The organism is Sodalis sp. RH15 (genome assembly GCF_047324255.1).
GTDB lineage: Bacteria > Pseudomonadota > Gammaproteobacteria > Enterobacterales > Enterobacteriaceae > Acerihabitans > Acerihabitans ligni.
In genome coordinates this window covers 5,741,564-5,755,552 of sequence record NZ_CP178738.1, presented here as the reverse complement: position 1 = coordinate 5,755,552, position 13,989 = coordinate 5,741,564, and the positions used below count along the sequence as shown (strand labels likewise).

General features: G+C 55.5%; 13 protein-coding genes and 1 pseudogene. 5 read left to right on the top strand and 9 right to left on the bottom strand.

What is annotated here, in order from left to right:
• Positions 1-88 precede the first annotated feature (88 nt).
• Positions 89-661, top strand: a pseudogene (locus ACL2XO_RS26055) (DeoR/GlpR family DNA-binding transcription regulator); the annotation flags it as partial.
• 102 nt (positions 662-763) lie between these two features.
• On the opposite strand, the gene ACL2XO_RS26050 reads toward ACL2XO_RS26055, so the two are convergent.
• Both ACL2XO_RS26050 and ACL2XO_RS26045 read right to left on the bottom strand, forming a co-directional pair.
• Positions 764-1,192: an OsmC family protein gene (locus tag ACL2XO_RS26050; RefSeq protein ID WP_413725952.1), complete on the bottom strand. Its 429-nt coding sequence runs from the start codon at positions 1,190-1,192 to the stop codon at positions 764-766.
• 99 nt (positions 1,193-1,291) lie between these two features.
• Positions 1,292-2,017, bottom strand: coding sequence for a CerR family C-terminal domain-containing protein (locus ACL2XO_RS26045; RefSeq protein WP_413725951.1), 726 nt, complete (start codon positions 2,015-2,017; stop codon positions 1,292-1,294).
• Positions 2,018-2,153: 136 nt separating this feature from the next.
• Between ACL2XO_RS26045 and ACL2XO_RS26040 the strand changes: the two genes are divergently transcribed.
• The 3 genes from ACL2XO_RS26040 to ACL2XO_RS26030 are packed head-to-tail and all read left to right on the top strand — an operon-like array spanning position 2,154 to position 6,228.
• On the top strand, positions 2,154-3,257 hold the full coding sequence (locus tag ACL2XO_RS26040) for an HlyD family secretion protein (RefSeq protein ID WP_132924710.1): 1,104 nt from the start codon (positions 2,154-2,156) through the stop codon (positions 3,255-3,257).
• Entirely contained in the window at positions 3,254-4,801 is a 1,548-nt protein-coding gene (locus tag ACL2XO_RS26035; RefSeq protein ID WP_413741874.1) for a DHA2 family efflux MFS transporter permease subunit, read from the top strand. The genes ACL2XO_RS26040 and ACL2XO_RS26035 overlap by 4 nt, the downstream gene beginning before the upstream one ends.
• A gap of 8 nt (positions 4,802-4,809) precedes the next feature.
• Positions 4,810-6,228, top strand: a complete 1,419-nt coding sequence (locus tag ACL2XO_RS26030; protein WP_413741873.1) for an efflux transporter outer membrane subunit — start codon at positions 4,810-4,812, stop codon at positions 6,226-6,228.
• A 10-nt stretch (positions 6,229-6,238) separates the two neighbouring features.
• Here ACL2XO_RS26030 and ACL2XO_RS26025 read toward each other — a convergent pair whose 3' ends face one another.
• From ACL2XO_RS26025 to ACL2XO_RS26005, 5 genes are all read right to left on the bottom strand, one after another.
• A complete protein-coding gene (locus ACL2XO_RS26025) occupies positions 6,239-7,279 on the bottom strand; it encodes an enolase C-terminal domain-like protein (RefSeq protein ID WP_413741872.1) in 1,041 nt (346 codons plus the stop codon).
• A gap of 157 nt (positions 7,280-7,436) precedes the next feature.
• Positions 7,437-8,201 carry an SDR family NAD(P)-dependent oxidoreductase gene (locus ACL2XO_RS26020; protein ID WP_203520406.1) on the bottom strand — a complete coding sequence of 255 codons (765 nt, stop codon included), beginning with the start codon at positions 8,199-8,201 and terminating at the stop codon, positions 7,437-7,439.
• An 8-nt stretch (positions 8,202-8,209) separates the two neighbouring features.
• Positions 8,210-9,232, bottom strand: coding sequence for a zinc-binding alcohol dehydrogenase family protein (locus tag ACL2XO_RS26015; RefSeq protein WP_413725949.1), 1,023 nt, complete (start codon positions 9,230-9,232; stop codon positions 8,210-8,212).
• A 32-nt stretch (positions 9,233-9,264) separates the two neighbouring features.
• A complete protein-coding gene (locus ACL2XO_RS26010) occupies positions 9,265-10,548 on the bottom strand; it encodes an MFS transporter (RefSeq protein WP_413725948.1) in 1,284 nt (427 codons plus the stop codon).
• A 198-nt stretch (positions 10,549-10,746) separates the two neighbouring features.
• Positions 10,747-11,637: a LysR family transcriptional regulator gene (locus ACL2XO_RS26005; RefSeq protein ID WP_413725947.1), complete on the bottom strand. Its 891-nt coding sequence runs from the start codon at positions 11,635-11,637 to the stop codon at positions 10,747-10,749.
• A gap of 94 nt (positions 11,638-11,731) precedes the next feature.
• Here ACL2XO_RS26005 and ACL2XO_RS26000 point away from each other — a divergent pair, with 94 nt between their 5' ends.
• Positions 11,732-12,115 (top strand): carboxymuconolactone decarboxylase family protein, encoded by a 384-nt coding sequence (locus ACL2XO_RS26000; RefSeq protein WP_203520414.1) that lies wholly within the window; start codon positions 11,732-11,734, stop codon positions 12,113-12,115.
• Between the two features lie 24 nt (positions 12,116-12,139).
• On the opposite strand, the gene ACL2XO_RS25995 is transcribed toward ACL2XO_RS26000, so the two are convergent.
• Positions 12,140-13,384: a M20 family metallo-hydrolase gene (locus ACL2XO_RS25995; RefSeq protein ID WP_413741871.1), complete on the bottom strand. Its 1,245-nt coding sequence runs from the start codon at positions 13,382-13,384 to the stop codon at positions 12,140-12,142.
• Positions 13,377-13,925: an L-2-amino-thiazoline-4-carboxylic acid hydrolase gene (locus ACL2XO_RS25990; protein WP_413725945.1), complete on the bottom strand. Its 549-nt coding sequence runs from the start codon at positions 13,923-13,925 to the stop codon at positions 13,377-13,379. Before ACL2XO_RS25990 ends, ACL2XO_RS25995 begins: the two co-directional genes overlap by 8 nt.
• Between the last annotated feature and the right edge of the window lie 64 nt (positions 13,926-13,989).

Genomic DNA, 13,989 nt, shown 5'->3' with positions numbered 1-13,989 from the left:
AAGGTCATCAGTTCAATAGTGAGTCCCCCCAGTAGCGTAATGAAGTGAAATTCAAACCGAGCTTAGCAAGGAAGGCATCTGTAAGAAAGTGTACGGCGGGGCAGTGCTTCAGCTACCGGAAGCCGGCAGTTTTATCAATCGCAAAGAGCGGAATTTAGCAAACAAAGACATGATCGCGCAGGCCTGTGTGGGACTCATTACGGCTGATAGCTGTATTTTTATTGATTCAAGCACGACTAATCTCGCCATTGCCAGAGCACTGCCTGAGGATATCCGGCTGACGGCAGTGACAAATTCTCCTGCCATTGCCATTGCCATTGCCATTGCCATTGCCATTGCCATTGCCATTGCCATTGCCGTTGAATTGATGAAACATCCCCAAAGTGACACGATTGTGCTGGGTGGACGCATCCAGAAGGCGTCGGGTGGGAGCTTAGGCAGTACTGCTGTAGACCAGCTTCGGGGAATTATCTTCGACCAGGCTTTTATCGGCGCTTGTGCCATGGCTTTGGAAACCGGGCTGACGGGTTTTGATTTTGAGGACTGCGAGTTCAAGAAGGCCGTTATCAAACAGAGTAATCAGGTCGTCGTGGCCCTGACCGCGGAGAAAGTTCCTGGTGTGGCGCGTTATGTTGTCGCCGACCCCAGTGAAATTGATGTAATGGTTGTTGAGGAGAGTTTACGTAAGGAGTTTATTAACTTTTTCAAGATTGTCTGTCGATCGCTGTCTCCAGAGATAATTAGAGACAGCGAAGAGGGTAATTTAATTAAGATGATACTGAAGCGTTATTTCCGCTTTCAGCAACTGCGATACCGGGCAGCCGGCTTTGGCTTTTTGAATGATTTTTTCAAATACCGCATCATCAATGCCCGGCAGCTTCACCGTGCTGTTCAATGCTACTTTAGTGATGGCGAATCCGCCTTCAACTTTATCCAGCGAAACATCCGCTGTGGTATCGATGCTTTCCGGCGTAAAGCCCTCGTCGCCAAGCATCAGGGATAATGCCATGGAAAAACAGGCGGCATGGGCCGCGCCTATCAGCTCTTCCGGGTTGGTTCCCGCCGCGCCCTCGAAACGGGTGTTGAAACCGTAGGGCTGCTGTTGCAGCGCCCCGCTCTCGGTGGAGACGGTACCTTTACCGCGTTTGATATCGCCTTCCCAATGGGCCTGACCTTTCTTATGAATCGTCATGTTTTTCACCTTTGTGGATGAACAAGCCATAAGTATAGAAGATCGTGCCCATTGCGCGTCGGGCAACAAAGCCATCCGAAAATTTTCTCATGGAAGGGGCTAATGGGGGGAGGATTTTTCCGATGCCCTACGCCAACTGTGCATCAGCGTCAGGCTTTGTTCGCGAATGCATTTTTTTATCATCTCTTTTTTTTCCGCCGTAACGCTGCCGGTTTCCGTCAGGGTAGGAAACAGGGTGTGGCGCAAGACGTGAAAGGTGGTGACCTGACCAAGCAACGACAGGGTGCGAAGCTGCACCATCTCATCGTCCATCGGGCTGTCGCAGATGCGAGCCACCAGCTTAACCGCCCCGGAAAACAGCTGTCCGAACAGCTTGTTGCTGAAATCTTCCGCGGTCTTGCCCGGCCCTTGGCCCAGGCGAATACGCGCATAAAACAGCCGCTGGCCGCTGGTGGCGTTTTTGCTTAAAATCCGCTCAAGCAAACTGTCCAGCATTTGACATAGCGTCTCGATGCAGGTGTCCGTATCGGCGCTGTCCTTTACCAGGGTCCGCGCCAGAAAAGGCTGGAGCCATGCCTGATTCTCCTCCACGAGAGATGCCGTGCAGGCGATGTACAAACCTTCTTTATTGTCGAAGTAGTATTGCAGCGCGGGGGGATTGACGCCCGCCTTTTTGGCAATCTGCCGGGTGGACGTACTCTCGTACCCCGATTCGCCGAACAGCTCGATGGCGCTGTCGATGATGCGCTGGCGGGTTTCGCTCCCGCGGGCATAACCTCCGGAAGAGGGATGGCGGAGTCGCTTCGGCTGCATGCTTTTAGGCATATTTTCAGGTCCTGTGCAAAAACATACCGATTATAACCATCGGTGGGACAATTAGGAAATATATCACTTGACACAATTATTCCATATGGAATAGTTGTTCCAATTGGAATAATTTCATAAAGGCTTATCGTCATCCATGGCTACAACAGCTTCAACTCCTAGCGCTTCACAGCCTCCTGTTCCCATACGACCGCGTCGAAAACGCCGCATCCTGCTTTATCTGGTGCTGGCGGGCGCCGTTCTGCTGGCGGCGGGGCTGCTTTACTGGCTGCTGGTCGCCCGTTTTAGCGAATCCACCGACGATGCCTATTTGCAGGCCGACAGCGTGACGCTGGCACCGAAGGTCACGGGTTATGTGCGCGAGGTGCTGGTGAAGGATAACCAGCGGATCGGCGCCGGGCAGCCGGTGGTGCGGTTGGAGGACGATCAGTATCAGGCGCGCCTTGACCAGGCGGACGCCACTATTTTGTCCAACCAGGCGGATATTGACCGCGCCACGGCGGAAATTACCCGCCAGCAGGCGGAAATAGAAGAGGCGCAGGCGCGGCAGCGGTCGGCGCTGGTGCAACTGCATTATGCGGAGCACGAATACCAGCGCTACCGGCCGCTGGCCGCCAGCGGCGCGGAAAATCAGGAGAAGCTCACCGATCTGGGCCGTAGCCGGGACCAGGCGCAGGCGGATTACGACGCCAACGTGGCGGCGGTGAAATCGGCTTCGGCGCAGATCCGGTCCATGCAGGCGCAGATTGAACAAGCCAAAGCGCAATTATCCTCCGCCCGGGCGAACCGGCAACAGTCCGGTATCGATCTGCGCGATACGGTGATCCGTAGCCCCATCGACGGTTTTGTGGGCGACCGCGCCGTGCGCGTAGGCCAGTATGTTCAGCCCGGCACTCGGCTGTTAACCGTGGTGCCGAATGATGACATTTATCTGGTGGCGAACTTCAAGGAAACACAACTGACCAACATGCGCCCCGGCCAGCCGGCCACGCTGCATGTGGACTCTCTTCCGGACCATGACTTCCAGGGCCAGGTGGAGAGCTTCGCCCCCGGCACCGGTTCATTGTTTGCGCTGCTGCCGCCGGATAACGCCACCGGCAACTTTACCAAAATCGTCCAGCGCGTACCGGTGCGCATCCGGATCACCGAACATTCCGACGAGTTGAAACGTCTGGTGGCGGGCATGTCGGTGTCTGTTGATGTGGATACGCATCCGTCCCGGCAGCGTACGCAGCCATGAGTGAGTCAGTGCGGGAAAAAGCCGATATCACGGACTGGATAGCCGTGCTGGCCGGCGCGCTGGGTGCGCTGATGGCGACGCTGGATATCTCCATAACCAACTCGGCGCTGCCGCAAATCCAGGGCGAAATCGGCGCAACCGGTACGGAAGGCACCTGGATTTCCACCGGCTACCTGATGTCGGAAATCGTCATGATCCCGCTGGCGGGCTGGCTGAGCCGCCTGCTGGGCCTGCGCAATTTTCTGGTGGGCTGCGCCCTGCTGTTCACGTTTTTTTCCATTATGTGCGGCACTGCCGACAGTTTGGCGCAAATGATCATCGGCCGAATCGGCCAGGGTTTTGCCGGCGGCGCAATGATCCCCACCGCGCAGATGATTATCCGTACCCGCCTGCCGCGCAGCCAGTTGCCGTTGGGGATGTCGCTGTTTGGCGTTATCGTTATCCTCGGACCGGTGCTCGGGCCGGTGGTGGGCGGCTGGCTGGCTGAAAACGTCAGCTGGAACTGGTGCTTCTTCCTCAATATTCCGGTGAGCGCCGGCCTGGTGCTGTTATTGTTGCTGGGCCTGCCGCCGGAGAAGCCCGTCTGGGACGACTTTTTCAAAGCGGACTGGCTGGGCATTTTCGGCTTGAGCGCGGCTCTGAGCAGTTTGACGGTGGTGCTGGAGGAGGGCCAGCGGGATCGCTGGTTTGAGTCGAACCTGATCGTTTGGCTGACGGTGGTGATGGTCGTAGGGTTCATTTGTCTGGCGATAGCCCAGGTTACCGCCAAAAAAGCGGTTATTCGCCTCTCCCTGCTGGCCAACCCGCGTTTTGCCAGCGTGCTGGTCATCGTGTTTGTCGTCGGCATGGGCCTGTATTGCGTACTTTATTTACTGCCGCAGTTTCTGAGCGGAATTGTCGGTTATAACGCCCTGCAGTCCGGTAACGTATTGTTGATTTCCGGCATTCCCAGCCTGCTGATGATGCCCATATTGCCGCGTCTGCTGGGCCGTGTGGATGCGCGCTTGCTGGTTATTACCGGGATTATCCTGTTTGCGGTGAGCTGTTTTCTGGATACCACGCTCACCGCGCAGAGCGCCGGCAATGATTTTTTCTACTCGCAGCTGCTGCGGGGCGCCGGGCAAATCATGGCGATGATGCCGCTCAATCAAGCATCGATGGCGGCAGTGAGCAATGAAGAAGCGGCGGATGCCGCCGGGCTGTATAACATGATGCGCAATCTCGGCGGCTCGGTGGGCCTGGCGCTGATGGGCGTGTTTATCGACCGTCAGAACAAATTGCACAGCGACATTATCCGGGAGTCCGTGACCGCCAACTCGCCGCTGGCGGACAGCCGCTTGTCCGGCAATACCGCTCTGTTCGCCAGCGAGCATGGCGATATTTGGCACGCCAAAATGCAGGCCATGGCGCAATTGGCGAATGAAATCAATCAGCAGGCGGCGGTAATGACCTATTCCGAGTCGTTTTTCCTGCTTGGCATCGCCCTGATGTGCTGTATTCCGCTGGCGTTGCTGCTGCGCGCGCCGCGTTTAACCCATAAGTGAAAATCAAAATGACCACTGATGCATACGGGAAACTGTTTTTACCGGCCACGCTGGCTTTGCTGCTGGCGGGCTGCAGCGTGGGGCCGGACTATCAGGGACCGCCCGCCGCGCCCGCGGTGAGTCAATTCCAGCGTTTGCCTTCTTCCGGCGTCGGCACGCAACCGGCGCAGGCGCGCTGGTGGCTGGCATTTCATGACCCGCGGCTGAACGGGCTTATCGATAATGCCCTGCGGCATAACCCGGACCTCGCCATTGCCGCCGCCCGTCTGAAGGAGGCGCGGGCGACGCTTATGGGCGACGAAGCCCAGCAATATCCGAAACTGAATGCCAGCGCCCTGGCGGCGCGCGCCAAATTGCCCGACAGCATCGGCTTGGGGGGCGATAACCCGATGAACCTCTACAGCAGCAGCTTTGACGCCAGCTGGGAATTGGATTTGTTCGGCCAGGAGCGCCGCGCGGTGCAAGCCGGCCGGGCGCAGGCGCAGGCCAGCGAGGCCAGCCTGGCGGATACGCAGGTCTCCATCGCCGCCGAAGTGGCGCGCAATTACCTGCTGTTGTGCGGCACGCGCGAGCGGCTGGCAAACCTCAATCAAAACCTGCAATTACAGCAAAAGGCGCTGGATCTGGTGAGCCAGCGGCGCGAGCGCGGCGCGGCAAACGATAGCGACGTCAACCGGCTGCAAACGCAGTTGGAAAACAGCCGGGCGGAAATTCCGTCACTGCAGGCGGATATTAACGATTACCAGGACCAGTTGGCATTCCTCTCGGGTCTGACGCCCGGCGCGCTGGATACGCTGCTGGCGGGTGCCGACCGTCTGCCGGCGCAGCCCGACCGGGTCAATGCCGGCGACCCGGTGTCCCTGTTGCGCCATCGGCCGGATATCCGTAGCGCCGAGCGCCAGTTAGCCGCCAGTACGGCCACCGTCGGCGAGCATGTGGCGGATCTTTACCCCAAGGTCACCCTGCGCGGTCTGCTGGGTTTTAGCAGTTCAGACAGCGGTCAAATATACAGGCAGGAAAATGAGTCCTGGATGTTCATTCCGATGCTGCAGTGGAATATCCTGGATTTCGGCCGGGTTCGGTCACAAATCAACGTGGCCAAGGCACAGCGGGACGAAGCCGAAGCGCAATGGCGCAAGACCGTGCTGGATGCGCTGCGGGACGCCAACAGCTCGCTGTCGCGCTACGGTCAGCAGCGCCAGACGCTGGTGAATTATCTGCAGGTGGAAAATACCGCCGACCGCGACAGCGCACTGGTCAGCCAACGCTATGGCGCCGGCGTCTCCAGCCTGATTGACCTGCTGGATACCCAGCGTACGGCGCTTACCGCCGGGCAGAACCGCATCCAGGCGCAAACCTCCCTGGCATTAGACTTCGTCGCGCTGCAAAAAAGCCTGGGGCTGGGCTGGCAGGACGGCGCCGGCTGAATGAAGCGCTTCAACCAAACTCGCTTATACGATGGGATACGCAGAGTTTTTTGATTTCATCCCAGTCAAGTTCAACACCCAGGCCAGGTTGTTCCGGGACATGGATAATCCCTTTATCGTCGATAGGAAGCTTATTTAACAGCGGGAACATAAAAGCGTGCTCAGGCACAAAATACTCAAAATAGTCACAGTTTTTAATGGCGCAGGAGACATGGAGATTCGCAATATCCATCAACCCCATGGTGGTGGTATGGATTTCGCAATTCAGTCCGTTTGCTTCAGCCAAATGGGCAATTTTTAGTGTGCCGGTGATCCCGGTTTTCCAGGATACATCGGCGCGAACGATATCGGCCGCCTGTTGCGCAATGGCCTGCGCAACTCCCCAATGCGCCCCTCGGGTTGTTTCCGTCGCGGCAATGGCAATGTCCAGACTGGCGCATAACTGCTGGTATTTGGTCAGTTCAAAATCCCTGAACGGTTCTTCAAACCATTCGTAATTCATCTCTTCAAGTGAACGGCCAACCTTGATAGCCTCGCTTAAGGTGTAATCCCCCACCGGATCGGCAAACAGTAAAAAGTCATCTCCTACCGCATGGCGCAGTGCTTCATGAACTTGAATATCTTTTCGCCACGGGCCGGGGGAGTGAACTTTATACCCTTGAATCCCCAAATTTTTATAGTGAAGGGCTTCCTTGATATACTCCTCGGTTTCACCGTGGAACAGCCCGCTGGCATAGACCGGTAAGCTATTACGATAGGCGCCGAGATATCTGAACAGCGGTAAATCAGCCGCTTTCGCCGCAATATCCCACAGCGCCACATCTACCGGGCCGGGCAAATAATTGGGAAAGAAGGTTAGATGACGATCGAGGGTCCAGAGCTCGTGCCAGATGCGTTCCCGTTCCGTCACATCCTGTCCCAGGACCAGAGGCGCGATATTTTCATGCAGATAGTTCTCGGTAATAATGCCTGAACGGGCTGCCAATGCGCATGCTTCGCCCGCGATATCGGCATCGGTGTGCAGCTTAATCACTACCACATCCCATGACATATTGGCACCCGATCTGTTTTCGGGGAATAAGCTGAGGTTTCTTGCACAATGCCATGTTTCCAACGCGGTGACTTTCATTTTTCCCCCTGAATAGGCATTAATAATGTTTTTGAATAGGGCCGGAGCGCATAGGGTGAATGAGCGGATCGTTATTCCGTTAAAAGCCGATCAATGCTCCGCCATCAACCACCAATACATGCCCGCTAACAAAGGCAGCGGCATCAGAGACGAGATAAACAGCAGCCCAGCCAATATCTTTGGGTGTGCCGAATTTTTTCATTGGCGTTCGGTTAAGAATCTTCTGGCTACGTTCTTTATCTCCGGCAATGGCCTTTCTTAACATTGGCGTATCAATCCAGCCGGGAGCAATACCATTGACCCGGATGCCCGAATCCGCCAGTTCAGTCGTCAACGCCCGGACTAGCCCGAGACAGGCTGATTTTGCCGCTGAATAACCCGACACATAAGGGACGCCGATAAAAGACGCCATCGAGGCCATAAAAAGTATGTTGCCGTTACCGTATTGCTTCATATGCGGCACCAGGGCTTTTGTTAATGCAAAGGCACCCACGATATGCACATCGATAATGGATTCAAAATCCCCGACGCTCATCTCCTCGATGGATTTTTTACAGTGATTCCCCGCGTTATTAACCAATATATCGATGCGGCCATGTTCCGCCAGTAAACCGCTAACCCATTGCCGGGTTGTTTCTGTGTCAGCGACGTCAAAGGCATATCCAAAAGCCTGAGGGCCCAGGGCTTCGGCCGCCCGTTGAGCATCCTCCTGGTGCCGCGATGTGATAATAACCTTCGCGCCGCTATCCGCCATGCACTGTGCAATGGCGAAACCCAGCCCGCGGGATCCGCCGGTAATCAAGGCGGTTTTACCTTGCAATGAGAATACGTTTGCCTGCGACATACGCCACCTTATTCTGATTGAAGCTCAACTAAAATTTTAGTGACGGCTCCCGGGTCGCTCGCCCAGTGTTCCAGCGCGCGATCGGCTTTTCCAAGGGGATAATAAGCGCTGATAAGCAATTCCACCGGATAACGATTCTGTTCCATCAGGGCAATAACGGCGCGGAAATCCGCTTCCGTGGCCCCTCGCGATCCGCGGATATCAAGTTCCTTCAGCAAAAAGATCGCGCTATCAAAGGTAACGGGTTTTTTGGCATAGCCGACATAGACAATCCGTCCCGCAAAGGCGACCAGGTCAACGGCAAGCTCGATAGTGCTGCTCAGGCCCACCGCTTCGATGACCAGGGACGGACCTCGTCCTTCATCGAGTCCACCGGCAATCTCAACGAGATCGGATTTGCTGCTATTGATGAAGCGGGTTGCGCCGCAGGCAAGGGCAACCGCTTCTTTCCGGTCGTCAATATCCACGGCAATGACTCTGGCCCCCATCGCCGCCGCCGCCGCAATGGTCCCCAGGCCGATAACGCCGCAGCCAATGATAACCACCCACTCGCCCACGTTTATCGCTCCCCGCCGGGCGGCGTGCAGTCCTACCGACAGCGGTTCAATCAGGGCCAGCTGCCGGCTGTTCAATTGGTTACAGACCAGCGCTTTTTGGAAAGGCACGGCGAGTTTCCTGACCATGCCGCCTTGCCGCTGAACCCCCAGGGTCTGGTTGTATTTGCAGGCGTTGGGCCGGCCTTTTTTACAGGAGCTGCATTCGCCGCAGGCGGTATAAGGCAATATAGTGACGCGATCGCCTACCTGGCACTTGGTGACATCTTCCGCTACCTGCATAACGGTGCCGCCGATTTCATGTCCGGGAAGGCAGGGATAGACCACCAGCGGGTTCAACCCGCGCCAGGTATTCAAGTCAGAGCCGCATAGCCCGACATATTCCACGGAAACAAGCACTTCACCCTCTTTAATCGATGGCTCTGGAATATCGTCAAAGCGGGTTTGACTGTTACGATCAATAATTAACGCTTTCATGAATTTCTGCCCTAAATGATAAGAAATATTTGCTATGTAGGCGATTTCTCAGCAGATTCCATCAATGGAGAGACCCGGACAAACAGGGCCACGCAGAGAGCGCCGATAACGCCTATCACACCTGTAAGGATAAATGCAGCTATGAAATTTCCCGTGTATTGCACAATGAATCCTGTCAAGATCGGCGCGATGACGCCGGCCGTATTGGCAATAAGATGAATAAATCCCCCCACGCTGCCGACATTCCTGCTGCTTACATTATCAGCCACCAGAGCCCAGGGCGCCGCGGCGGCAAGATACATAAAGAAGATACCCAGCGCCATCATGACTACCGCCCCGACCAGGGATTGGACATAAGCGGAAAAAATCAGGCACAAGGATGATAAAATAAGGGCAACCACCAGGATCGCTTTTCGGGACAATATAAGATTATTCGTTTTCTTATATAAAATGTCGCAGGCGACTCCTCCTAACGCCATGCCAATACTGCCGATAATCCAAGGAATCGAGGAAGCAATGCTCAGCTGCTGGATATTCAGTCCTCTCGACATGGACAAATAACTTGGGAACCAGGTCAAAAAGAAATAGAGAATATAATTAATGGCAAAGAAAGCCATCGCTGTGGCCAGGATCATCGGTTTTTTCAGGTATTCTTTCAGCGGAAGAGTTTGGGTTTCGCTATCATGAGAGGCCTGATCCAGAATGCTGTTCTCATATTCTTCCACCTCTGTTTTGCTGGCGTGGGGATTATCACGGGGGTGGTCGGTAAACGCTTTCAACCAAAAAAAAGTCCAGATAAATCCCAGGCACATCATGATGAAGAATGAAATACGCCAGCTCCACATCACCGCGATAAGGCCGACAATGGGGCCCGCTATCGCGCCTCCCAATGGGTTGCCCGCGTTAGCTATGCCTACAGCCCTTACCCGTTTACTCAGAGGTACCCAATTACTGACCGTTTTGTTAACTGTCGTACCCATCGGCCCTTCGCTCATACCAAAGAGCACGCGTATTATAAATAAAATCACATAGTTAAAAGCAACCCCCGTAAGTCCGCAAAATAAAGACCACGAAACCATTGCTATCGCAAATACTTTTCCCGGACCATAGCGATCGGATAAATAGCCGCCAACAAAATTAAACAGGGCATAGCCAAAAAAGAAACTGCTGAGTATAAAACCTATTTCAACAGGATTTAATCCCAGATGCGCTTTGATATAAGGCATGGCGACAGAAAAAGCGGCCCTGTCAAGGTAGTTTATTGCCCCAGCGATGAACAGCAAAAAAACGATTTTTGAATATTGACGCTTGAACATAGTCAGTTCCTCTGCTCGCCCGGCTTATCCTACCTGGATGATGGAATTTGATGACATTGGCTTGTTGCGGCAATTGCTGATGACCGAGTAGTTAGAAAATAGATACAACGTGTAAACCTGTCAAACAGGTTGAGGCGGGATGTCTTGTATTTGTAATTCAGCTCACACTTTTGCTGCCGCATCCGGCGCTTGACGCGTTCAAGACCTGACGAGTGCCAGGAACCCAGCCAGGATTGCTGACGGATTGCGTTCGTCGTATGCCACGGCGATGCCGCTTGACAGTGTTGCGGCCTCGTCTTTCAGCGGCCGGAAGACCACGCCGCGCCGTTTGACATGCTTTAGCGAGGCGGGGATTAACGCGATGCCTTGTCCTTCGGCGATAAGGCCTAGCAAGATGTGGTGGTCGTCGGGTTCTGGAATCGTTTTGGGCTTGAAGTCGATTTTTTCGAAGAATGCGTGGCAATGGTCGTAATAACCGGGATTCAACCAGCGCTCAAACCGGAAAATCGCCTCGCTGCGCAGGTCATCGAACCCAAGCCTGCGCTTATGGGCAAGAGGATGGCCGGCGGGCAGGGCGGCAATAAGCGGCTCCTCAAGCAGTGTCTCGGTCTTAAGGCCCTTGGTCTCGGTGTGCAGGCCGATAAAGGCGACATCCATTATCCCGTTCTTGATGTCCCGCACCAGGCTTATTGAATGTTTACCCTGGGTGACGAGCCGAAAATCCGGAAAGCGCTGCTGTAAAGGTTCGAGCACGTCGGGTATGACGCTGCGATCAAACACCGTGGTGTAGCCTATGAGAAATTGTCCGCCCGCGCTGCTCCGCGCCGCCCTGGCGGCTGCTATCGCCTTTTCCGCCTGAGCCAACGTGCGCCTGGCCTCCGGTAGAAATGCCGCCCCCGCTTTCGTCAATACCACACCCGATTTGGTCCGCAAAAACAGCTCAACGCCAAGCCGGTCTTCCAACTGGCGGATCTGTCGGCTTAATGGCGGCTGGGATATGTACAGACGTGCGGCCGCGCGCCCGAAATTAAGCTCCTCGCTGACCGCCAGAAAGTAGCGGAACTGTCGCAGGTCAATGGATTCATTCATACCGAAAAGGTATCACAAAAAAAGTATTGGCTGAACCTGCTGCGTAAAACATACAGTGCCTTCAGCGCATCAACCCGGCAACCAAAGAGGATTTATGGATAACGAACGTTACGTACGCGGTTTAGCGAAGCTTAATGAGGTGGATGGCCACGCGGGTGAGAAGGTCATTGACAGTCTGCGTGATATCGCCCCTGACTTTGCCCGGCTGCTCATTGAGTTTCCGTTTGGCGATATCTACTCAAGACCGGGCATTGACCTTAAAATTCGTGAACTTGCCGTGGTGGCGGCGCTCACCGCCATGGGAAACGCTTCGCCACAGCTTAAGGTACATATTCACGGCGCCCGAAATGTGGGTTGTTCCCGGCAGGAAATTGTCGAAATCATTATGCAGATGGCGGTCTATGCAGGCTTTCCGGCAGCTCTCAACGGACTGTTTGCAGCGAAGGACATTTTTTCTCAAGAGCCAGAAGCAAGCTGAGATCATGGTAAGCCTGGCATATTCTCATGCCGCATTGACCCGGCCCGCTTTATCCAGCAGCGCATTAATCAACACATTCGCCCCCGCGGTGGCCCAGTGGGGGTGAATATTTTCATCTTCGTTATGGCTGATGCCGTCGACGCAGGGGATAAAAATCATGGCGGTGGGCGCGGACTCATTAAGATAGCAGGCGTCATGTCCCGCGCCGGATACCATATCCCGATGGGAATAGCCAAGCGCCTTAACCGCGTCGCGTATGCTGGCGATGCAGCTTTGGTCAAATTTCACCGGCGGATAATCGAATATGCGTTTGACAACCGCCTCAAGTTCACCGTTATTGACGATGTTTATGGCTTCACGCAGCAGGCATTCCATTTGCTCAAGTACCGTCTCGTCAGGATGGCGGAATTCGATACTGAAAAAAACCCGGCCGGGCACGACATTGCGGGAATTCGGGCTGATTTGCGCCATACCGACGGTGGCCCGTCCGTCCGGCATGAAGGTCCGGCCGATCCGGTTGACCTCCTCCACCATGCGGGCAAAGCCCAACAGCGCGTCCCGGCGTTTATCCATCGGGGTGGTGCCCGCATGGGCGCTGAAGCCAACTATCTCCGCTTCAAACCAGCGTTGGCCCTGGGCGGCGGTGACGATGCCGATTTGCCGGTTCTCGGCTTCAAGAATCGGGCCTTGTTCAATATGCAGTTCAAAGGCGGCATGGATGGGAAACCCGCCCACCGGGTGTTCGCCTTCGTAGCCGATTTGGCGCAGCGCTTCCAGGAGCGTGACGCCGTTCTGGTCCCGGCGGCTATGACCGAATTGCAGGTCGAAGACGCCGGCAAAGACGCCGGAGGCGATCATTGCCGGGGCGAAGCGGGCGCCTTCCTCATTGGTCCAGTTAATGACTTCTATGGCGCGTTCGGTTTGAATGTGCGTGTCGTTCAGGGTCCGCAGCGCTTCCAGGCCGGCCAGCACGCCATAGACGCCATCGAAACGGCCGCCGTTGGGCTGTGAATCCATATGGGATCCGGTGACCACCGCGGGCAGCTCCGGGCGCGTCCCTTCGCGGCGCAGGAACATATTGCCCATGCGATCCACCCGGACCCGGCAACCGGCGCCCAGCGCCCAATTTTTGAGGCAATCCCGCGCCAGCCGGTCTTCTTCGCTCAGGGCCAGACGACATACGCCGTCTTTGGCAATGGCGCCGAACCCGGACATGATTTGCAAGGTTTGCCATAAACGTTCGCCATTGACGGTAGTGATATTACTCATGCTTGCCGCCCCCGGTGTCTTTTTCGTCCACCGCATAGCGAAAGTCACAGCGCGGCGCCCCGGACATGATGGTTTGCGTGCGGGTCAGTTTGACCTCGGGGGCATAGCCGACGATAAACTTGCTGTCCCGGGCGCAGGAGAGCAGGTGGCCGATTTCCCCCAGCCCCATCTCATGGTACATCTCGGCATAGCGGCAGCGATGGACGTCATAGTCAAAATGCCGATCATCGCTGGAGAGTATTTTCACCTCCAATGCATCGTCTTTCTCCCACAGGTACTGCAGGGCGACAAAGCTTTGGATATCGGCGCCGGCCGGCTCGCGGCGGGCAAAATCCTTGCCGGCGGCGATGGCCGCGTTCTCTACGGCCTCGCCGATGACCTCTTGCGCCCGGGCTTTGCCGAAGTCGCGCACCAGAATCTCATAAATGGGTTTTATGATTTCGGCCTCGATGCGCCGACGGGCCAATATGCCCAGGTCGTTTCTATGTTGGCCGGAATGGTGTTGGCCGGAATGCTGCTGACAGGAATGTTGGCAGGACATCGTCTTGCTCCTTTATGGTATGGCATTATTGCGGGTAATGGGGTCCGGCCAAGGCCGGTCCGGG